Origin of the sequence: Bacillus sp. GBSW19, from assembly GCF_002998655.1 — a bacterium.
In the GTDB taxonomy this organism is placed as follows: Bacteria; Bacillota; Bacilli; order Bacillales; family Bacillaceae; genus Bacillus.
This window is the reverse complement of record NZ_PVRF01000002.1, coordinates 194137-214321: the sequence shown is the minus strand read 5'-3', so window position 1 is coordinate 214321 and position 20185 is coordinate 194137. Positions and strand designations below refer to the sequence as shown.

23 protein-coding genes are annotated in these 20185 nt (G+C 41.1%); 14 read left to right on the top strand and 9 right to left on the bottom strand.

Features of this window, described 5'->3' with window-relative positions:
• The first annotated feature begins 13 nt into the window (after positions 1-13).
• The 7 genes from C6344_RS10910 (at position 14) to liaR (ending at position 5342) form a co-directional block, all read left to right on the top strand.
• On the top strand, positions 14-586 hold the full coding sequence (locus C6344_RS10910; protein ID WP_106071434.1) for a cob(I)yrinic acid a,c-diamide adenosyltransferase: 573 nt from the start codon (positions 14-16) through the stop codon (positions 584-586).
• Between the two features lie 216 nt (positions 587-802).
• Positions 803-1195, top strand: a complete 393-nt coding sequence (locus C6344_RS10905; protein WP_034659942.1) for a membrane protein — start codon at positions 803-805, stop codon at positions 1193-1195.
• Between the two features lie 15 nt (positions 1196-1210).
• Entirely contained in the window at positions 1211-1873 is a 663-nt protein-coding gene (liaH, locus tag C6344_RS10900; protein WP_060597278.1) for a stress responsive protein LiaH, read from the top strand.
• 111 nt (positions 1874-1984) lie between these two features.
• Positions 1985-2854, top strand: coding sequence for a LiaG family protein (gene liaG / locus C6344_RS10895; protein ID WP_106072943.1), 870 nt, complete (start codon positions 1985-1987; stop codon positions 2852-2854).
• Positions 2855-2857: 3 nt separating this feature from the next.
• Positions 2858-3649: a cell wall-active antibiotics response protein LiaF gene (gene liaF, locus C6344_RS10890; protein WP_181185435.1), complete on the top strand. Its 792-nt coding sequence runs from the start codon at positions 2858-2860 to the stop codon at positions 3647-3649.
• Entirely contained in the window at positions 3646-4710 is a 1065-nt protein-coding gene (liaS, locus tag C6344_RS10885) for a two-component system sensor histidine kinase LiaS (RefSeq protein WP_034659938.1), read from the top strand. The genes liaF and liaS overlap by 4 nt, the downstream gene beginning before the upstream one ends.
• Positions 4707-5342, top strand: a complete 636-nt coding sequence (liaR, locus tag C6344_RS10880; RefSeq protein WP_034659937.1) for a two-component system response regulator LiaR — start codon at positions 4707-4709, stop codon at positions 5340-5342. Before liaS ends, liaR begins: the two co-directional genes overlap by 4 nt.
• Positions 5343-5389: 47 nt before the next feature.
• On the opposite strand, the gene C6344_RS10875 is transcribed toward liaR, so the two are convergent.
• The 4 genes from C6344_RS10875 to C6344_RS10860 are packed head-to-tail and all read right to left on the bottom strand — an operon-like array spanning position 5390 to position 9419.
• Positions 5390-5758 (bottom strand): hypothetical protein, encoded by a 369-nt coding sequence (locus C6344_RS10875; RefSeq protein WP_034659936.1) that lies wholly within the window; start codon positions 5756-5758, stop codon positions 5390-5392.
• Positions 5759-5798: 40 nt separating this feature from the next.
• A complete protein-coding gene (locus C6344_RS10870) occupies positions 5799-6917 on the bottom strand; it encodes a Ger(x)C family spore germination protein (RefSeq protein WP_106072942.1) in 1119 nt (372 codons plus the stop codon).
• Positions 6914-8008: a GerAB/ArcD/ProY family transporter gene (locus C6344_RS10865; RefSeq protein ID WP_060597275.1), complete on the bottom strand. Its 1095-nt coding sequence runs from the start codon at positions 8006-8008 to the stop codon at positions 6914-6916. The genes C6344_RS10870 and C6344_RS10865 overlap by 4 nt, the downstream gene beginning before the upstream one ends.
• A complete protein-coding gene (locus C6344_RS10860; RefSeq protein ID WP_106071437.1) occupies positions 7995-9419 on the bottom strand; it encodes a spore germination protein in 1425 nt (474 codons plus the stop codon). The genes C6344_RS10865 and C6344_RS10860 overlap by 14 nt, the downstream gene beginning before the upstream one ends.
• 113 nt (positions 9420-9532) lie before the next feature.
• Here C6344_RS10860 and C6344_RS10855 point away from each other — a divergent pair, with 113 nt between their 5' ends.
• On the top strand, positions 9533-9700 hold the full coding sequence (locus C6344_RS10855; protein WP_003213147.1) for a YvzF family protein: 168 nt from the start codon (positions 9533-9535) through the stop codon (positions 9698-9700).
• 89 nt (positions 9701-9789) lie between these two features.
• Positions 9790-11184 (top strand): class II fumarate hydratase, encoded by a 1395-nt coding sequence (fumC, locus tag C6344_RS10850; RefSeq protein WP_034659931.1) that lies wholly within the window; start codon positions 9790-9792, stop codon positions 11182-11184.
• Between the two features lie 78 nt (positions 11185-11262).
• Here the strand turns inward: fumC and C6344_RS10845 are convergent, their stop codons facing one another.
• On the bottom strand, positions 11263-12141 hold the full coding sequence (locus C6344_RS10845; RefSeq protein ID WP_106072941.1) for a TetR/AcrR family transcriptional regulator: 879 nt from the start codon (positions 12139-12141) through the stop codon (positions 11263-11265).
• Positions 12142-12333: 192 nt separating this feature from the next.
• Between C6344_RS10845 and spxO the strand changes: the two genes are divergently transcribed.
• Positions 12334-12498: an anti-adapter protein SpxO gene (gene spxO / locus C6344_RS18860; protein WP_095285802.1), complete on the top strand. Its 165-nt coding sequence runs from the start codon at positions 12334-12336 to the stop codon at positions 12496-12498.
• Between the two features lie 20 nt (positions 12499-12518).
• Here the strand turns inward: spxO and C6344_RS10840 are convergent, their stop codons facing one another.
• Both C6344_RS10840 and C6344_RS10835 read right to left on the bottom strand, forming a co-directional pair.
• The gene (locus C6344_RS10840; RefSeq protein WP_106030476.1) at positions 12519-13850 is read right to left on the bottom strand and encodes a sensor histidine kinase; all 1332 of its coding nucleotides are present in this window, start codon (positions 13848-13850) and stop codon (positions 12519-12521) included.
• Positions 13847-14524 (bottom strand): response regulator transcription factor, encoded by a 678-nt coding sequence (locus C6344_RS10835; protein ID WP_066030424.1) that lies wholly within the window; start codon positions 14522-14524, stop codon positions 13847-13849. The genes C6344_RS10840 and C6344_RS10835 overlap by 4 nt, the downstream gene beginning before the upstream one ends.
• A 336-nt stretch (positions 14525-14860) precedes the next feature.
• Between C6344_RS10835 and C6344_RS10830 the strand changes: the two genes are divergently transcribed.
• Positions 14861-16231, top strand: coding sequence for a S1C family serine protease (locus tag C6344_RS10830; protein ID WP_034659926.1), 1371 nt, complete (start codon positions 14861-14863; stop codon positions 16229-16231).
• Between the two features lie 45 nt (positions 16232-16276).
• Here the strand turns inward: C6344_RS10830 and C6344_RS10825 are convergent, their stop codons facing one another.
• A complete protein-coding gene (locus tag C6344_RS10825) occupies positions 16277-17122 on the bottom strand; it encodes an oxidoreductase (RefSeq protein WP_060597271.1) in 846 nt (281 codons plus the stop codon).
• 110 nt (positions 17123-17232) lie between these two features.
• Here C6344_RS10825 and C6344_RS10820 point away from each other — a divergent pair, with 110 nt between their 5' ends.
• From C6344_RS10820 to C6344_RS10810, 3 genes are all read left to right on the top strand, one after another.
• Positions 17233-17679 carry a YusW family protein gene (locus C6344_RS10820; protein WP_181185436.1) on the top strand — a complete coding sequence of 149 codons (447 nt, stop codon included), beginning with the start codon at positions 17233-17235 and terminating at the stop codon, positions 17677-17679.
• Positions 17680-17827: 148 nt separating this feature from the next.
• Positions 17828-18658 carry an ABC transporter ATP-binding protein gene (locus tag C6344_RS10815; RefSeq protein WP_008347057.1) on the top strand — a complete coding sequence of 277 codons (831 nt, stop codon included), beginning with the start codon at positions 17828-17830 and terminating at the stop codon, positions 18656-18658.
• 72 nt (positions 18659-18730) lie between these two features.
• Complete coding sequence (locus tag C6344_RS10810) at positions 18731-18985, top strand: YusU family protein (RefSeq protein WP_060597269.1); 255 nt, start codon at positions 18731-18733, stop codon at positions 18983-18985.
• 326 nt (positions 18986-19311) lie between these two features.
• Here the strand turns inward: C6344_RS10810 and C6344_RS10800 are convergent, their stop codons facing one another.
• On the bottom strand, positions 19312-20175 hold the full coding sequence (locus C6344_RS10800) for a DUF6973 domain-containing protein (protein WP_106036530.1): 864 nt from the start codon (positions 20173-20175) through the stop codon (positions 19312-19314).
• Between the last annotated feature and the right edge of the window lie 10 nt (positions 20176-20185).

Genomic DNA, 20185 nt, shown 5'->3' with positions numbered 1-20185 from the left:
AGGAGGGACACCGATGAAACTTTATACAAAAACAGGGGATCAAGGCCAAACAGGCTTGATCGGCGGGAGAGCCGATAAAGATGATGTAAGAGTCGAGGCGTACGGCACGTTAGATGAGGCGAATAGCTTCATTGGACTCGCACATGCAAATTTACGTCAGCATGGCGAATTGTTTCAAGACATTTTGTCAGAGCTGATTGTGATACAGCACGAGCTCTTTGACTGCGGCGGTGATTTGGCAGCAGTCAAACCACGTAAAGAAGGCAAATTAACTGAAGCATCAGTGGCAGTCCTTGAACAAAGAATGGATATCTATGTAGAAGAAGCCACGCCTCTCACAAAGTTTATTTTACCGGGCGGCCAGGAAGGAGCAGCTCTCTTACATGTGGCGCGGACAGTCGTCAGAAGAGCAGAGAGGCATATTGTGACGCTTGCGAAGCAGGAGGAAATTCCAGCGGTTACACTCACCTATGTGAACCGTCTATCCGACTATTTATTTGCAGCCGCACGAGTCGTGAATCATCGGCTCGGTGAAGCTGATGTTGAATATGAACGAAGCGCAGACGTGTTTCGGTCTACACGCTGAAAAGAAGACAAAGGGCTAAAATAAAGATCATTTTAGCCCTTTGTCAACAATCTGAAGCACTCTTCGAATGAGAAGAGTGCTTTTTTATTGGGTTCTATCGCTTAGTCTGAGTGAAGTTACGACTCTGGTCGCAATGAAAGATCAATCTGTGACACGTTTTGCCAGCTTTCTTTTTTGACTATAGTAAAAGCAAGGAGCAAGAAAGGAGGCATGAAGATGAAAATAACAAGTAAAACCATCATCGGTTCGATTTTAATGTTTGTCGGTCTATCCATCTTCTTCGGTGGTTCACTAGGAGGGCTGATCCCGATTCTGATTGGGGCGTGGCTCATCTATGTAGGTGTAAAGAAATATGAGAAAGGCAGTCAAACCTTCGGTGTCATTCTAGCGGTCATTGGTGTACTGATTGTTGTGCAATCTCTGCCGTTTATCCTTGGAATCGCATTGGCTGGGGGGCTTCTCTACTTCGGCTGGACGATGATCAATGGTGAACAGGCAAAAGAATCATCAAGCAGATCATATATGGAGCCAAACACGGCACCGAAAATGGAAGAACCTATTCACACGTCATTTGATCAAGAATGGGAAGACTTTTTAAAGAAAAAATAAGAGGAGGAATATCAAATGGTATTCAGAAGAGTAAGAGATATGTTTGTTGCAACGGTCAATGAAGGCTTAGATAAATTGGAGAATCCGCGTGTCATGCTGAATCAGTACGTTCGTGATATGGAGGACGATATTGCCAAAGCGAAACATGCGATCATCAAACAGCAAACGATTCAACAAGGCTTCCTGCACAAAGCAGAAGAGACAGAAGCATTTGCTGATAAAAGAAAGAAGCAGGCTGAGCTGGCATATCATGCGGGAGAAGAGGAACTTGCACGAAAAGCGCTCACAGAAATGAAGTATTTTGAAGAAAAGCACCAGGAATATCAGGAAGCTTATCAGCACTCTGTGAAACAATTGAAAGAGCTGAAAGAGCAATTGCAGCAGTTAGAAACGAAGCTGCGTGATATTAAAGACAAGAAGCAGGCTCTGATTGCAAGAGCAAATGCTGCACAGGCAAAGCAGCATATGAACGAATCCATGAACAAAGTAGACAGTGAAAGTGCATATAAGGAATTTCTTCGAATGGAGAACCGTATCGAAGAAATGGAGACAAAAGCGGGCAGCTATGCACAATTTGCCGATCAAGGAGCATATGCTCATCTAGACTATGCGGATGAGGTTGAAAAAGAATGGCAGAAGCTCAAGCTGGAGAAGAAGCCTGAGCAGCAAGCAAACTAAGGAATCGATGTCAGATCGGAAGAAAAGCAGGATTTTTCTTCCGATATTTGATTTCTTTCTGTTTCGCTTTTACTTATAATGAAAAGGTCAGAAGATAAAAGGATGGTACGAATGAAGCGGTTAATCGGTCTAATTTGTATACTTGTAGGTGTCTTTTTAATGATTGGGATGCTTTTCAAAAATGAAGATCTCTTTCATTTGAGTTTCTCCCGTGAAAAAGCAGTCACAACAGCTTCAGCGAAAAAAGATGAAATTGATCAATTAGATATCTCTCTTTCTGGGTTTCGCGTGAAGGTAAAGCCTGAAAATCGTTCCGATATTTCCGTGATTGTCGTTAATGGAAAAGGGAAAATGTATGCGGACCAAACAGGCAGTACATTCAACGTCCGTGCTGAAAATAAAGGATTCTTGTTTTTCTCCTCATTTGAAAAAGGAGAACTCTTAGTCAAAATTCCAACAGATTATCATAAAAATGTGAAGATTACGGGTGGAAGCGGGGTCAGCGAGATGGATGGCGAAGGGAAGCTCTCTCTTCAAGATGTGACGCTCAAATCAACAAGCGGAAACCTCAAAGCCGAGAATTTCTCAGCAAAAAATGTAGAAATCAAAGCGACATCGGGCAGACTCTCCGTGTCTCACATCGATGCGAAAAATAGTGATATTGGGGCAACCTCTGGACGTGCCGATATTAAAGATGTCAAAGGGGAGCTGCAACTAGGCATGACAAGCGGTAGATTAACGGCAAGTTTTGATACCATTGCATCACCTGTCTCCTTCCATATGACATCAGGCAGTGCAAAATTTAATTTACCGGATGAAGGAGATTTCAATGTCCAGGTGAAAAAAACAAGTGGAAGCGTCGATCACTCCTATCACTTTGATCAAGCGGATAGTGAAGGACGAGGCTTTACAGGCACGCGGGGAAAAGGAACACACTTAGTCGATATTGAAATGACAAGTGGAAACTTAAAGCTGCGGTAATGAATGGAAGAAAGGAAGGAGGCGAGTCAACTGCGTTTTTCAAGGAATCAAATTTTAGGCATCATTGTCGTGATTTTTGGTATTAATCTATTTCTCAAAATTATTGGGATCGGAGCCGATTTGTTTTGGCCTGTGTTTTTTGCGCTGGCTGGCTATTGGCTGCACTCAAGATCCAAACGTTGGCTCGGTTCAGTTTCCTATATTTTTGCCGGCTTTCTCTTTTTAAAATTTCTGCTCAATATTACATTTAGTCTCACAGGATATTTATTTGCGGCCTTTTTGATATATGCCGGCTATCGCTTATTGAAGAATAAACCCGTTTTTGATGTCGATAAAAAGGAAGCATCGGACGATGGAAAGCCTTCGCTGAAAGTCAATCTTGAAAAAGAGGGCGACCAAAAGAAAACAAAGAGCCAGACAAAGCCGCGCAAAGAGCATGACTTTTTTATCGGTGAAGTCAGGCTGATGAAAAAGCCGTTTCAATTAAGTGATTTGACGATTTCAGGGTTTATCGGGGATGTCAAAATCGACTTATCAAAGGCCATCATCGCAGAAGAAGAGAGCACGATCGTGATTAGCGGGCTCATCGGAGATGTGGATATTTACGTACCGCAGGATATTGAAGTATGTGTGAGTGCTTCAGCTGCAATTGGTGATATGAAAATTATTGATGAAAAAAGAAGCGGATTCGGCAGTAAAGTGTATGTGATGACCAACAATTACGATGAGAGCAAACGAAAAGTGAAAATCTCCATCTCTTTACTGATTGGAGATGTGGATGTGAGATACTTATGAGGAAACTCCATCTAGGTATCCAGTGGCAATCTATTCGTCTTGGAGTAGGGATCTCGCTTGGTGTTGTCATCATGACGATGCTGCCCATGTTTTTTTATTATCAGCTTGATCCGATGATTCTCCTCTCTACCCGCTGGTTCGGCATTCCGTTTTTTTGTATTTTACTGATCATTAGTCTTGTCATTGGGGTTTCTGCCTCGCATGTATTTGGCTATCAGCATAAGAAGCGTCTCGATCAGCTTGTAGAGTCGATTTTAAAGTTTGAAAATGGGAACTTTGCATACAGGCTGCCGTCTCTTGGCGACGATGAAATTGGCTTAGCGGCAGATCAATTAAATGAAATGGCGAAACGAGTTGAAGGGCAAGTAGCTTCTTTGCAAAAGCTCTCGAATGAACGGGCTGAATGGCAGGTGCAAATGAAGAAATCCGTCGTTTCAGAAGAACGTCAGCGTCTAGCACGAGAACTGCATGATGCGGTTAGCCAGCAGTTGTTTGCGATTTCGATGATGACCTCTGCGATTCTTGAAGGCATGAAGGAAAAGGATGAAAAGATTTTAAAGCAAATGCGCCTAGTCGAACGAATGGCTGGCGATGCACAAAATGAAATGCGTGCGCTTTTGCTTCATCTAAGACCGATCACCCTTGAAGGAAAAGACTTGAAAAAAGGCTTGATTGAACTCCTAAATGAATTTCAAGCAAAGCAGCCGATTGATATTGATTGGGAAATAGAAGATGATGTTCCGCTGTCTAAAGGAGTAGAGGATCACCTCTTCCGAATTGTACAGGAAGCCCTATCAAATGTGTTCAGGCATGCAAAGGCGACAAAGGTGACGGTACGTCTGCTCATTCGAAATCGGCAGGTGCAGCTGAAGATTATCGACAATGGGATCGGTTTTCAAACAGATCATGTGAAGACAGCTTCCTACGGACTTGAATCGATTCGTGAAAGAACAAGTGAAGTAGGCGGTGTCGCAGAGATTATGTCATTTGAGGGAAAAGGAACACAAATCGATGTGAAGGTCCCCATTTTTGATGAAGGAAAAGGAGAGAACGTTCGATGATTCGAGTACTTTTAATCGACGATCACGAAATGGTGAGAATGGGGCTTGCTGCCTTTTTAGAGGCGCAGGCTGATATTGAAGTCATTGGTGAAGCGTCAGATGGACAAAAAGGTGTAGAGCTTGCGGTTGAATTAAAGCCAGATGTGATTTTAATGGATCTTGTCATGGAAGGAATGGATGGCATTGAAGCAACGAAAAGAATTTGTCAGGAAATTGAAGATGCTCGAATTATCGTTCTGACGAGCTTTATTGACGATGATAAAGTCTATCCAGTGATTGAGGCAGGTGCTTTAAGCTATTTATTAAAAACATCCAAGGCAGGAGAAATTGCGGATGCCATTCGGTCTGCAAGTATCGGCGAACCAAGACTTGAATCAAAAGTGGCTGGAAAGGTCATGAATAAACTCCGTCATTCCTCAAATGGATCGATCCTTCATGATGCATTAACAGCAAGAGAAATGGAAATCTTGAAGCTGATTGCGGATGGAAAATCGAATAAGGTCATTGCTGAGGAACTATTTATTACAATTAAAACAGTGAAGACACACATTACCAACATTCTTTCCAAACTCGATGTAGAAGACCGGACGCAAGCGGCTGTGTATGCGCATCGTCATAAGCTGATTCAATAAAATAAAAAAACAGCTTTCAAATGAAAGCTGCTAGAACATGCGTAAAATTAGTCCTTCTGTCCTGTGATCGGACGTTCGGATAGTTGATGGAGCTCAGGAACTGGAAAAGCCTCCTGCTCCTCGGCCGATTTGTCTTCTAGGGCTTTCTTCATCTCGGATAATAGCTGTACGCTCTCCTTTGCCACTGCTGCTTTTTTCTCCTGCAAACCAATGATCTGTGAAAGTCCGACGAATAAACCGCCTCCAATAAGAAGGAGCGCAGGGGTTTGTCCATAATAAATCACGATCAAAAATGTGCTCGAAAAGCTGTCGGCTTCAATGAAGAAATCTTCTTTTGATTGCATGAATACAACGACTAACAGGAGTATTCCTAGAATCAAAAATAGAATGCCGGCCGAAAGTAAAGCTCGTTTCATGATTGACACCCTTTTTTTCTTACCATTTTAACATACTCTATCAGGATTGTGTTGCGCCCTTAGTCCCGAAGTCACGGATTTTCACATTTGTTTTGTAACGAATATCTGATTCACTAAAAATCTCATCCCAATGTTTTGCTTCTTTTCGAAAGTCCTTTGGGTAGGCAATACTCGCCTTTTGATAAAACCCGCAAATATCTGCTTTAATCTCATGCTGTAATTCTCCGATGAAATCATTTACGTTTTTCTCTAATCGACGCTTGACAACGCCTTCAATTTCTCTGAGATACTTTTCATTAAAAGCGTTTTCGCGTTCATTCCAATCCTCAGACAATCGCCCATCAAGATCCACTGACACATCAAATTGATATTTTCCACTGGCTGATTTATGGGTTTTGATATGGTGCTTGATTTTGAAAATCTCAAAAGAGTAGAGGCTGTGATCATATTCAAATTGTATGACTCCGCCTTCTCCGTCCCCAGTTAACAAATTGTATGACTCCACTGCTGACGGAGAGATATTGGTGAGAAATCGTCTATTCTTAATAATAGAGGCACCGTCGATCATTAATTTTCCTTGATCGACGCTGACTTTCGGAAGAGCAAAGGATACATTGTTTTGCATGGCAGAAGAAATATCTCCTAATGAGACCGTCTTGAACATGGAAATGGTCGTTTTTCTGTTTTCTGAAAGATCGTATAAGGTCGAAGAGGCTGGCTGTCCGTCGTCATTGATTTTCAGCATGTCCCCAGGTTTCTCAGAGGTCATAAAGACGAGGCTGCCTCTCCGCGTTTCATTGTCTCGAATGAATTGATTAATGACGAGGTCAAAATTATTCTCATTGATGAGCTCCTCAGAAAATAAATACACCCTTAGCTGCTGCGCAAAAATGCGGTGGCTTTTCAGCGCCGTTGTGCGGAAAATTTGATGCATAGAATCCCCGCTATTTTCAATGATTTTCGTAGGGTCTTTGATGCTTGCTTCCTGATCGATCTTTTGAGGAACGAGGACTTGCATAGACAGCTTTAATTTATGTCCTTGGTCCCCTTTATCTACTGCAAACCCAATCGCCATGTTGAGCTCCTCAATATTTGTACTATCCCAGCAACCACTTAATAGAACTAGCATCAAAAGAGCACAAGCTGCCTTCTTTTTCATGCTGTTTTCCGCCTCCTTTTGAAAAAAACGATTATAAATAAGAGAAACGGGAGAATGCCGAACAGCAGGAAAAAGAGGTTGTTCACATAGGTTAAATAATCTCGCACTGTATCGACATCCTTTGGGAAAATCGCTGCAAAGTAAATGACAATTCCCATTAGAGCGACGACTACCTTTTTAGGAAACTTGGTCAGTCTGGATACCCCGATTGCGGCAAAAAATGTATATCCGACAAAGCTTGTATACAGCTGAACCAGCCAAACGATAAGCAAAAATGATTCAATTCGTTCAATAAAAATCCCCTGAATATCAAACGATTGGAATAAGGCAATGGTCGGCCAAGTCAAAGTCGCCGTTTCTTTGACCGTCAGCGCACCTATCACAAGAATATAAGTGAAAATATAAATAATCGCAGGAATCAAAAAGCCGACTGTTCCATAAGCAAAAGTGTGTTTTTGCGTGTTCATATAAGCAGGCATAAACAGCATCATTTCAATGCCGACAAACGATATGGCTGATGCATTAAAGGAATTGAAGACAGGGGAGAACCCCTCTCCTAAAACGGGCCGGAGGTTATCTAACTTAAATTCTTGCAAGCTAAGTCCGTAAGCGACAAATAAGATGATGAGCGTCACAATCAAAATAAAAGGAAAAAGCCTGGCTAAATCACCAATCCCGCCAATCACAAGATAAAAACCAACTATAATAAAGCTGATCATTGTCACCGCTACAGGCGTGTTTTGAAGCAAAAAGAATTTCACCATTTCCGACATCGCTCGTACTTCATAGCTGGCGACGCCAAGAAAATAAATAATAATCAAGAGGTTGGCAAGAGCGCCAATCCATTTTCCAAGCCCCTCGTTCGTATAATCATAATAAGAGGAGAAGGGGACTTTTTTCATCATGAGGACATTTGCAAAAATAAACACAATGTAAATGACACTCATGAGTAAGAGTGCAATCCAGCCGTCAGGTGTAGCCGCAGCCTGAGCCATTGATCTTGGCAGAATCATCATACTTGCGCCTAGTGTTGTATTGGCAATAATGGCACTTGCCTGATAGCTGGTAATCGACTCTTTATGATTGACCATGTCGTTCTCCTTTCTGTTGATTTTTTAAAGGCAATCGAATAATGGAATTGTCTTCGTTTTTATAGCTGAACACAAAATCTGGTGAGAAATAAGGCGTGCCAAAACTTTTTTGTCGCGTGAGATGAGTAAGGAGTACAAGCATAAACAGCACAATCCCATATAAACCAAAGGTAGCCGCAGTAAACATGGACACAAAGCGGAGCACGCGAAAGGACATGCCCATCCCATATTGAGGAACAGTAAAGGATGCAAGTGCAATGACACTAACGATAATCACCATAATCGAGCTGACAATATGTGCCTGAACGGCAGCCTGTCCAATGACAACCCCGCCAACAAGTCCGATCGTTTGACCGAGCGGATTTGGCAGCCTTAAGCCAGCTTCCCGCAGCAGCTCAATGGTCATCTCCATGATGAGTGCCTCGACAATGGGTGAAAAGGGGACATTTTCCCTTGTGCTCGAGATTGTAATAGCCAAAGTGGTTGGCAAAAGACCTTGATGAAACGACACAAGCGCAATATAAATGGCTGATAGAAATAACGTCAGAAAGATCGAGGTAAACCGCAGCAAACGAATAAGAGAGGCGGCGATCCATCTTTCATAATAATCATCGGGTGATTGCATAATTGTCGCAAGGGATGCAGGTACAATTAACACAAAAGGTGAATGATCGACAAAGATGGCGACCCGGCCATTATTTAAAGCAGATGCCACTTTATCCGGCCGTTCTGTGTTTTGAATTTGCGGGAAAGGAGAATACACATTGTCTTCAATGAGCTCCTCAAGAACACCAGAGTCCTGTATATCATCAATGGTGACTTGCTTGAGCCGTTTTTTGACTTCCTTTAAAACAGGCACTTGAACGATACCGTCGATGTACATGATGGTCACCTGAGTGTATTTCTGTAGACCAATCTTCATATCGACGGTTTTGAGATCAGGATTTTTCAAGCGCTGTCTTACAAGCGCTAAATTCGTATTTAAATCTTCAATAAAGCCAATTTTTGGTCCTCTCACGACTGTTTCAGAGGTAGCATCCCCTAAACTGCGTTTCTTCGTTCCATGCGTTTCTAAAATATACGCATGCTGAAATCCATTAATGAGCACCACGCAATGCCCTTCAAAAATCGCATTGACCAATTGTTCAGAGGTCTTCACCGAACGTGTGGTCATCATCGATAAATTGGATTCCAGCTTCTCTTTTGTGAGAGACGTATGATCTTGGAGAAGCAGCTTCAAAAAGGTTTGAATCTCCATCTTTTCGTTCATTTCTTTTATGTATAAATAGTAAACGACCTGCCCGTGAGGCAGCGTTTTTTTCTCATGAACCAAATCGTCCATTTCCTTTAATTGCGGGAGAATGACGGAGAGATTATCGTATAAGTGCTCTTTCAATGGAGTCTGATTCAAAAGGATCACCCGCCTCAATAACTTTTTCTTAGCATTACCTGCTTGAAAAAACAATATTCTGTGTTACATTATTTTGTGGTAAAAGAAAGAATGAGGGTTTTGGAGGAAACAAGATGGCGCAAATTCGTTTAGCAGGAACAAAAGAGGAGATTGACCGTATTCTACAGTCGTTTGACAAGCATTATGAAGTGACATATACATCAAAGGATTACGGAAAAACGAACCCAAAATACAAATATTCGAAAGATGTCCGCGTTTATATTGAACTAAAATTAAAATAAAGATAAAATTTTAATTGAAAACGCTTAAAGGATTTTGGTTTTTTGTATAGAATAGAGTTGAGTGATGAGAAGCTATGGAGGGATACATAATGACGGAATTTAGAATCGAAAAAGATACAATGGGCGAAATCAAGGTGCCAAAGGACAAGTTCTGGGGTGCACAAACACAACGAAGCAAAGAAAATTTCAAAATCGGTTCTGAGAAAATGCCAAAGGAAGTTGTGAATGCGTTTGCAATTTTGAAACGTAGCACAGCGATTGCCAACGAACGTCTTGGCAACCTTGAGAGCGAAAAAGCAGAAGCAATTGCTGCTGTATGTGATGACATCATCAGCGGAAAGTATGACGAGCATTTCCCGCTTGTTGTATGGCAGACAGGCAGTGGAACACAAAGTAACATGAATATGAACGAAGTTGTTGCAAATAGAGCAACTGCTTACTTGAAAGATAAAAATAGTGAGTTCAGCATTCATCCGAATGATGATGTCAACCGCAGCCAAAGCTCAAACGACACATTCCCAACTGCTATGCACGTGGCAGCTGTTTTAGCTGTGTATAAAAAATTATTGCCGGCGATTGATCAATTAAGAGCCACTCTTGATGAGAAAGCAAAAGCGTATCAAGAGATTGTTAAAATCGGTCGTACGCACTTGCAAGACGCAACACCACTGACAGTAGGTCAAGAGATTAGCGGCTGGGTGTACATGCTGGATCGTTCAAAAGAAATGATCCTAGAATCAACTGAAAAAATGAGAGAGCTTGCGATTGGCGGAACAGCTGTTGGTACAGGGATTAACGCACATCCTGAGTTCGGACAATATGTCGCTGAGGAAATCAGCCAACTGACAGGTCAAACATTCAATTCTTCACCAAACAAATTCCATGCGCTGACAAGCCATGATGAAATTACGTATGCACACGGTGCCCTAAAAGCACTTGCAGCTGATTTAATGAAAATTGCCAATGATGTGAGATGGCTGGCAAGTGGTCCGCGCTGCGGAATTGGTGAATTGATCATTCCTGAAAATGAACCAGGAAGCTCCATTATGCCAGGTAAAGTCAACCCAACTCAAAGTGAAGCTTTAACAATGATTGCAGCACAAATCATGGGGAATGATGCAACAATCGGTTTTGCCGCTAGCCAAGGAAATTTTGAGCTGAACGTATTTAAGCCGGTCATCATTTATAACTTCTTACAATCAGTTGAATTACTTGCTGACGGCATGAACTCATTCCATGACAAGTGTGCAGTTGGAATCGAACCAAACCTAGAAACAATCGAGAAAAATTTGAACAATTCATTGATGCTTGTGACGGCACTCAACCCGCACATTGGTTATGAAAATGCAGCGAAAATTGCAAAGCTTGCTCACAAAGAAGGTTTAACATTAAAAGAAGCAGCACTTCAATTAGAGCTCTTAACAGAAGAGCAGTTTGAAGAGTTTGTGAAACCAGAAGAAATGGTGACACCGAAAGCAAAATAAGAAACCAGGGGAAGCAGCCCCTGGTTTTTTTCATTGAGAGTATCGAACAAAATGAAAGTCCAGGGACTGCCCTGGGTTCTACAAATGATCCTCTTTCAAAATACGCATAAGTGATTCAGAGTTGGTTTGGAGCGGTGCGTATAATTTTAATTGATACAGCATGCCTTTTACGATGACTTGTCTTGGTTTTTGTTTGTTTAATTCATTTTCTAAAATGCCAAGCGCTTCAAATAAATCTGGCTCGTCTTTCACTTCATAGTGTGCTTCAGCCTGCTCTCTTAATTCTTTTAAAAGAGATTCTGTCAGCGGGTCGAATGACCGTTCGTAAATAGGACCAAACCAATCGCTCGCTTGATCTACAGATATGAGCGGAAAATCATTTCGCTCCATCATACCGCCCATCAAATCATCGATACGGTGAATCATCGTTGCAGCTAGCTCCTCAGCCTCCAGCTGAAAATCATATAAAATCGCAAGCTCGAAATAAACGTGGCTCATGCCCTCAATCGTCAAACAAAGATCAGCCATATAAGGAATCGCTGCATCTCCATATACCTGCTTAATGTTATCAATGTGAAGCTGAATGGTGGCAAGTCTGATTTGTTTTGCGAGCAGCTGCGTTTCTTCATTCATTGGCAGTGCTCGATCGCTCAGCTGCATTTTAATAAAATCCTTTTGCTGTAAAATATTATCGTAGTAGACAGTGAGCTGCTTTCGGTAGGCTTCCTTTGGTGTGCCGCCCTCTGTTTGAACCTCGTGAATCCGGGTAAATACCTTATCATAATAGTAATGCAAGATTGAAATGAGCAGTGCTTCCTTTGATTTAAAATAAAGATAAAAAGCACCCTTTGACATGTGGCATTCATCCGCAATTTCCTGAACAGACGTTGTATTGTAGCCTTTGCTGGCAAACAATTTCATGCCGGCCTCAATGATCATTTTTTCTTTCTTTTTCAATATGAATGTCATCCTTTCTTACCGAGAGACAAATGTCTTAGGAAACGTGCGCAAAGAGATGTGACTTATCGGTCATAAACGACGAAAGTTTTCAAAAATTAATCAGATTGTAACTTGTTTTTTACAGTGTAATTCTTTATATTATAAAGTAAGGTGACCAACTGGTCAAAAAATGTGAAAGGATGATGTTCCATGAGAGAAATCGATGATATGATGAGACGCTTGCGAACAAAAGGAATACAAGTAGAAAAAGTCAAAATGCCGAAAGAGACAACCATTGAAAAGAAATGGATGTATCAAGCTGGCAAGAAAATCAAAGCCACATACCGTGATTTCAATGGGTATTCATTCATCTAAAAAAGACTGCGGTCAAAAACCTACAGTCTCTTCTTTGGAACCGTGATCGTATAACGTACACCTAGATCATCATTTTCAATTGATATAGACGCTTGATGCATGGAGAGAATTTTTTTGACAATGCTTAATCCAATACCGAATTCGCCCTTTTTTCCCTTACTAAAAGGTTCGTATAGGTTGGATAGCATATGTTCTTCAATGTGAGGACCGTCATTACGAATGACAATGCGTATTTGATCCTCTTCCTGTTTCATTTGGATATCAATTTTACTTTTTGCGTAGCGGAGTTGATTTTCTAGTACATTCTCAAATAATTTGCTCCATTGTTCTGGATCGCCTTCAAGAGCAGCCTCATCATCTAAGTCCACGTTCCACTGCAATTCATTTTTCGACCAGCGTATTCGGTCGACCACTTCCAGCATCGTATTACTGAGTAGGAAGGAAGCATGTGCGGGGTGTTGTTTTGATAAATAATCAAGCTTTGTTAAGTACAGCAAATCCTTGATTTTCTTCTCAAGTTTTTCCGCTTCACCTTCAATGACTTCCACCGTTTGTTCAAGATCTCCCTTAGGAAAAATACCATCTTTAATCGACTGCGTATAGCCGCGGATGACCATGACAGGTGTCTTTAAGTCATGTGATATATTTTGCAAAAGAGTCCGTTCTGTTTCATCCTTTTGAATGAGCTTTTGTCTCATTTCTTCAATGGTATGACCAAGCTTCCCGATCTCATCTTGCCGGTCAACGATGACAGGGTCGTCCCAGTCCTCTTGCGCAATCCGCTTCACGTGCTTTTCAAATGCAACGATTGGACGGGATAAGTAGCGGGCAAGCCAAATCGATGGAATCCAGCTTAATAAAATAACGGTGCCCAGGATAAATATCAGCTGTTTAAACAGCGTAAAGGACAGGTCGTCTCGATAAGAGTCTGGTGCATAGGACAGAAGAATATATTGTGTATTGTCTGTTGATACTTTTTTGATGACAAAAAAGATGTGCTGGCCATTCACCTCTTCAGAATAGCGTTTCGTTGCGCTTTTTTGTTTTTTCACAAAGGCTTGGATTTTCTCAATAAAGGCGTGCGGGAAAAACTGCGTCATTTGGTTTAATTCATCTGACGGAATCAGAATGTGCTGCACCGAGCGGTTTTCCGGTGTCGACTTTGGCGAGCCGTCTCGGTTCAACGGATATTCTGTGAGCACCTGCTGTTCATTTTCGATATTTTTATAAATTTCATTCGTGAAAAAGTTTCGTAATGTGTTGGAAAATAGGATGATCAGGACAATCGAGATCGTGAGCAAAATACCAGAGATGACGACCCAAATTTGAAAAGCGAGCGGTTTGTTCTTCATCCTTTTAGCATCCTATAGCCAAATCCATAGATGGTCTCGACCTTTAAGTCGGGCATTTTTTTGCGTAGCCGTCTGACAAGGTCATCGACCACACGATCTGTTCCGAAGTAATCGTGTCCCCAAATTTTGACGAGGATATCTTCACGAGAAAAAGCATGTCCCTGATGATGTGTAAATAAAAGCAGCAAGTCAAATTCCTTAGAAGTTAAGTTAATCAGCTGATCTCCTTCATACACCTCTCTTACATCCTCATGAATGACATAGGAGGAGACGGGTGTGACGCTTTTCTGCTGCGGAGTATCGCTATTTTTGTACACAAGCTCAAGCAGCTTTTGCACCCGAATGATCAGCTCGCGCGGAAGAAATGGCTTCGCAATATAATCACTGCTTCCCAGCTCTAAGCCGAGGACACGGTCGATATCTGCATCGCGTGCCGAAATGAAAATGACCGGTACGTCAGGTGATGCGGCTTTGATTTCTTTAATGAGTGTGTAGCCATCTGTATCAGGCAGCATGATATCTAAAATCCATAGATGCGGCGGCTTGTTCATTGCCCGGCGTGCCGCTTCTCCGGTTAAAAAAGAGGAGACATTCCAATTTTCACTTTCTAAATATTTGGTTAAAAGTTCGTTTAAGTTTTGTTCATCTTCCACTAAATAAATGGTGTACGACAAAGTCTTCCACATCCTCTCAACGTCATTATAACGGGATACAAAGGCGGCATGTCAACAATCACATGCTTTTTTCACAATTTCACATATTCTTCTCATCATTATCCCATAATGTTTGTTTATGATAAGCTCAAGGGAAAAAAGGGCATAGACAAAAGGTAGATAAATAGGTGCTTTTCACGAATGTGCGCACCTTGCTTTTTTTCTATCAATAAGTATTATATAATTTGACATATTGTCATGAAGTATCTTCAATGATATTGCCATTAAGAGGACATGAGTCCTATCTAAACATATGAATCAAGCAAGTCATGAACACGATGTAAAGGAGTGCAAGCGATGGATTTCCGAAGAGAAGATGAAGAGAAGAAGATGAATCATCAAGAAGATGTGCATCAAGAGAATGAGAAACAAATAGACGAACCAGAAAAAGAAAAGGAACTCGTTTATCAACCTCATGAAAACGAAGCATCTGCCACTCAGGAGAGTGTGACAAACCATTCTCCTCAAATGGAGGATGACCGTGCGTCGAAAAAGGAGAAAAAGCGGAAAGCGGCATGGCTCAGTCCGATCCTTGGAGGGATTATTGGCGGAGGCCTTGTGCTTGGCATTACACCGCTTTTGCCGCAGTCACAGGACACAGCTGCAAACACACAAACGCAAACAGCTTCAAGTGAGCCGGCAGCTTCTGATAATTTCTCAACAAAACAAATCACCAATGCCACGAATGTCGCTGATATGGTAGAAGATTTAGAGCCAACCATTGTAGGAGTCTCAAACTATCAATCTACACAAAATTCGTTTGGCCTTAGCGGTGACTCAACAGAAGCTGAAGCTGGAACGGGTTCTGGTGTCGTCTTTAAAAAAGATGGCAAAAAAGCGTACATTATTACAAATAACCACGTAGTCGAGGGTGCCAATAAACTGAAGGTCACACTTTATGATGGGAAAACAAAAGACGCAAAGCTGGTCGGCAATGATGTGATGACAGATTTAGCTGTTGTTGAAATCAATGCAGACGGCATTGATAAAGTGGCGAGCTTTGGTGATTCTTCTAAGCTCCGTGCTGGAGACAAAGTGATCGCAATTGGGAACCCGCTCGGTGCACAGTTCTCTGGTACTGTGACAGAAGGGATTATTAGTGGTCTTGATCGTACAGTTGAAGCGAACACATCATCTGGTACGGTGGAAATGAATGTACTGCAAACAGATGCAGCGATTAACCCCGGGAACAGCGGGGGACCGCTTATCAATACAGATGGTCAAGTGATTGGCATCAACAGTTTAAAAATTAGCGAAAGCGGTGTGGAATCACTTGGCTTTGCGATTCCAAGTAACGATGTCAAACCGATTGTAGATGAGCTGTTGAAAAATGGAAAGGTTGAACGTCCTTACCTTGGCGTACAAATGATTGACCTTGAGCAAGTGCCTGAAACGTATCAAGAAAATACGCTCGGCTTATTTGATAAACAAATCGGCAAAGGGATTTATGTAAAAGATGTATCAAAAGGATCACCTGCACAAAAAGCAGGCTTGAAATCTGGAGATGTCATCATCAAATTCAAAGGGAAAAACGTGGCAAACAGCTCTCAGCTGAAAGAAATTTTGTACAAAGAAACAAAAGTCGGCGATAAAACGACAATGACTGTCATTCGTGAAGGGAAAAATAAAAATCTAGACATTACCCTTGGACAGTCTGAAACCGAATAAATGAAAAAACAGGTGGACGTTAAAGGTCTACCTGTTTTTTTATGCTTATTTTTTTGAAGAGAGTGTACGTAATATGATCTTTTCCCACATGCTCCAAGGCAAGAGCTGCTTTGCTGTGAATGAAAGTCGCACCCCTTTCCCAATCGGATATCTCAACTTTTTCAGCCGTTTCTTCTCGGCTAATCGAATCACAAGCTCTGCGACTTCACGCGGGTCACCGTAGTTGGTTTTCTGGGCATTGATATAAACCATCATCTTTTGATAGATGCTTGTGTATTTCGATCCTTCCCCTGGCTGCAACATGTGCTCGTTCATAGACGTGTTCCAAATATTTGTTTGGAAAGAGCCTGGCTCGATCAAGGCTGCCTGTATACCGAACGAGGCCAGTTCAATGCGCAAGCTCTCTGTATAGCCCTCCAAAGCAAACTTGGAGGATACATATGGAGAAAGCGCGGGCATTCCCATTAATCCGCTGATGCTGCTCATATTGAATATCTTTGCACCATTTGTCATAAACGGAAGGACGGCTTGTGTCACTTCCATGACTCCGAAGACGTTTACATCAAATTGCTGGCGGTACGTGTCAACAGGAACTTCTTCAGCAAAACCCGCATAGGCTGTTCCCGCATTGTTGACAAGCAAGGTTATGGGGGCGTAAGCATGTAGCTTTTTCTGAAATGCTTGAATCGACTGCGTATCTGTCACATCTAATGCTTCAATATGTATCGCTTCGGATAAAGAGGCTTGCTTGATCTCTTCGGCAAGCTTTTTTGCATTGGCTTCCTGCCTGACCCCTGCAATCACTGTATAGCCTTGCTTGGCGAGACCTATCGTGATGAGCTTGCCGAAGCCGCTATTGGCACCAGTTACAATGGCTGTTCTTTTCATCATCTCGTTCTCCTTTTTGTTTCAATCTACCATAGTCCGCTGTTTTATTGAATAACGAAAAGCAGGATGGAGAAGAATAAAAAGCGATGATAAGAAATAGGAGGAAGCACATGATGTGTTGGAAGAAGGCGGGACAAATAGGAGTGCTGCTTTTTATGCTGTCTGGCTGCCAATCAATCGAACCGCTGCAACAAACAAAGGAAGCAGAAGCAGAGAGTCTCTCAGCGGTTCAAATGAAGGAACTTCCATTTGAGCATCTCCACCTGCATGTTCAATACGGGCAGAAAAGCGAATTATACGAAGCCACCTATCGTCAGGCGAAAGGCAAAGAAGAAGCACTTATCCGTGATCATATGAACGGTGTCCGCTATGAAGGTGAAGAAGCATTACGCGAGATGAAGATGAAGCTAAATGATATGTCTATTCCTAGTGAGAAGCTCAATGATGCGTATGTAAATGAGCTATTAGCCGCTTTTAATCTAGACGATGATTATCAGCGGATTCAGGTCGATATTAAGCTTGAAGATGGGACCAAACGTACATTCCAAAAGAAGAAGTAAAACGAGACTTTCTCATTTTTTAATTGAAAATGATTTTCAAGATCACTTAAATCTGATACACTAAATTGAGATAAGTGATCTTTTCCGTCTATACATAGACGATATTTCATATAAAAAATTTGCATGAGAAAAGGAGCGTTTGAGCGGAATGAGTGCCATTTCTACTGAAGGTTTAAGCTTAGGCTACGGAGAAACAATGATCATAGATGAACTAAATGTATCAATCCCTAAGGGTGAAATCACAGTATTTATTGGCAGCAATGGATGCGGTAAATCCACGCTACTTCGCTCTTTGGCCCGTCTTATGAAGCCAATGGGTGGTTCTGTCCTGCTTGAAGGTCATTCCATTGCCAAATTACCAACAAAGGAAGTAGCGAAACAGCTCGCCATTCTTCCACAAGGACCAGAAGCGCCAGAAGGATTAACCGTGCATCAGCTAGTGAAGCAAGGTAGATATCCTTATCAAAATTGGCTGAAGCAGTGGTCGAAGCAAGACGAAGAAGCAGTGAATCGTGCACTGAAGTCAACAAAGATGGAAGACCTCGCTGATCGAACGGTCGATTCATTATCAGGTGGACAAAGGCAGCGTGCATGGATTGCGATGACGTTAGCGCAGGAGACGGATATCATTTTGTTAGATGAGCCGACGACGTATTTAGACATGACGCATCAAATTGAAATTCTCGACCTTCTGTTTGACTTAAATGAAAAAGAGCAGCGCACGATTGTCATGGTTCTTCATGACCTGAATCTCGCATGCAGATATGCGCATCACCTTGTTGCCATTAAAGACAAGTCGATTTATGCAGAAGGAAGACCGGAAACCGTCATTAACTGTGATCTCGTGAAAAATGTCTTTGATATGAACTGCCAAGTGACAACAGATCCTTTATTCGGAACACCATTATGTATTCCGCACGGCAGAGGACGTTGTATTGTACAGCAGGCACAAGCCGAGACATTTCTTGCTGCAAGATAATCGTATGTCAAAAGCCTGACATCTGTTACGCACAGAGTCAGGCTTTTTTCTTAAAAAGGGAGCGGAAACTCAATGGGAAATGAATTAGATGAAAAGCTTGAGGGCTTGCTTGATAAATATACAGAGCTGCTGCTTGGCGAATCAACAGACGCACTGAAACAAGATGTGAAACAATGGGTGATCTACTCTCATATCGCAAAAAGCATGCCGCCTCTAGCAAAGCACTTTAATGAAACGTATCCAGAAGCAAAAGAAGAAATCAAACACACGATTCAACGAATCAAACAGTTGAACGAAGCTCACCGCGCCAATAAAGGTAAATTTTAAGATAAATAAAAAACTACCCCACACGAAGAGGTAGTTTGGTGAAATTACTTTTTTTTAATGCCAAAAAACAAAAGGAGAAGAGATAATATAATTATAATGTAAATAGGTGTAATCCAAATTTCATAAACTGAGTTTGGATTATCTTTTACAAACCCAGTGTCTATGAGGATGTAATTCCATTTGATGCTAATCGGATTATCTACTTCGTATGAAAAATCATTTAAGTATAATTTGGGTTTTGTTATTCTAAATATTAAATAAATTAAACTACCTAGTAATAAAGTGATAGCTATAAGGATTTTCTTCATATAGGTCACATCTTTTCACTATCTTTTTCTTCCACCTGAAGTTGTTTCAACAAATTTATTTACATACTTTGTTTTAACACCATCTAAAATTCTATCTGCTTTACCTGAAGTGTAAGTTCGTATGCGAACTTTTTTTCCTTTAGATACTGTATCAGCAACAATTTGAGTTAACTGAACATCATTATAGTCTTTATATGTAGTTCCATCAAGTCTACCTCTATAATTGTTCGTGATATCCATTTTTGTATCCAAATCAGGAGCCTTTTCACCGGGTTTTAAATTTTCGTGTGCATAACCTACTTGGTAAGCCCAATTCCTACTGATATTTTTAGTCATTATGGCATTCCATAAAGCGTGTCTATAAGCGTCCCCATTCCCTTGCCATAGCGTATACTTAGAATATCGTTTTGCAGCTTCTCTTGAAGCGACATCTGCAATGTTTTTAGTTTTGGCAGCATTATGAGGGTGTTTTGCAAAAAGATTAATTTCTTTAGCATTAGCACCTAATTTACCTAATGAATATTCAACATAGGAGCTTTTTATAGATATTGTATTTATTTTTGATTTTTCTTCACTTAATTCAAGAGCAACTTGATCGTCAGAATTTTTTAAGGCTGGGGAAATGTTTTCTTTAATTAATTTTTCTAATTCTTTTTCGTTGATCTCTCTGTTTTCGAACATATCAAAATATGTCATTATGTTATTTCTAATACTTTCATAGAAAAATTTTGTAGATGCCCTTGATTGTGCAGTTTTGTTTAGTGAAGAAATTACTTTTTTATTATCTAAAGAATTTACTTCTGCAACTGCAATATTTTCCTTAATAAATAATGTTGATAAAACCAAAGAAAAAAATATTATTAACAAGCTTTTTTTGTACATTTATTCCTAA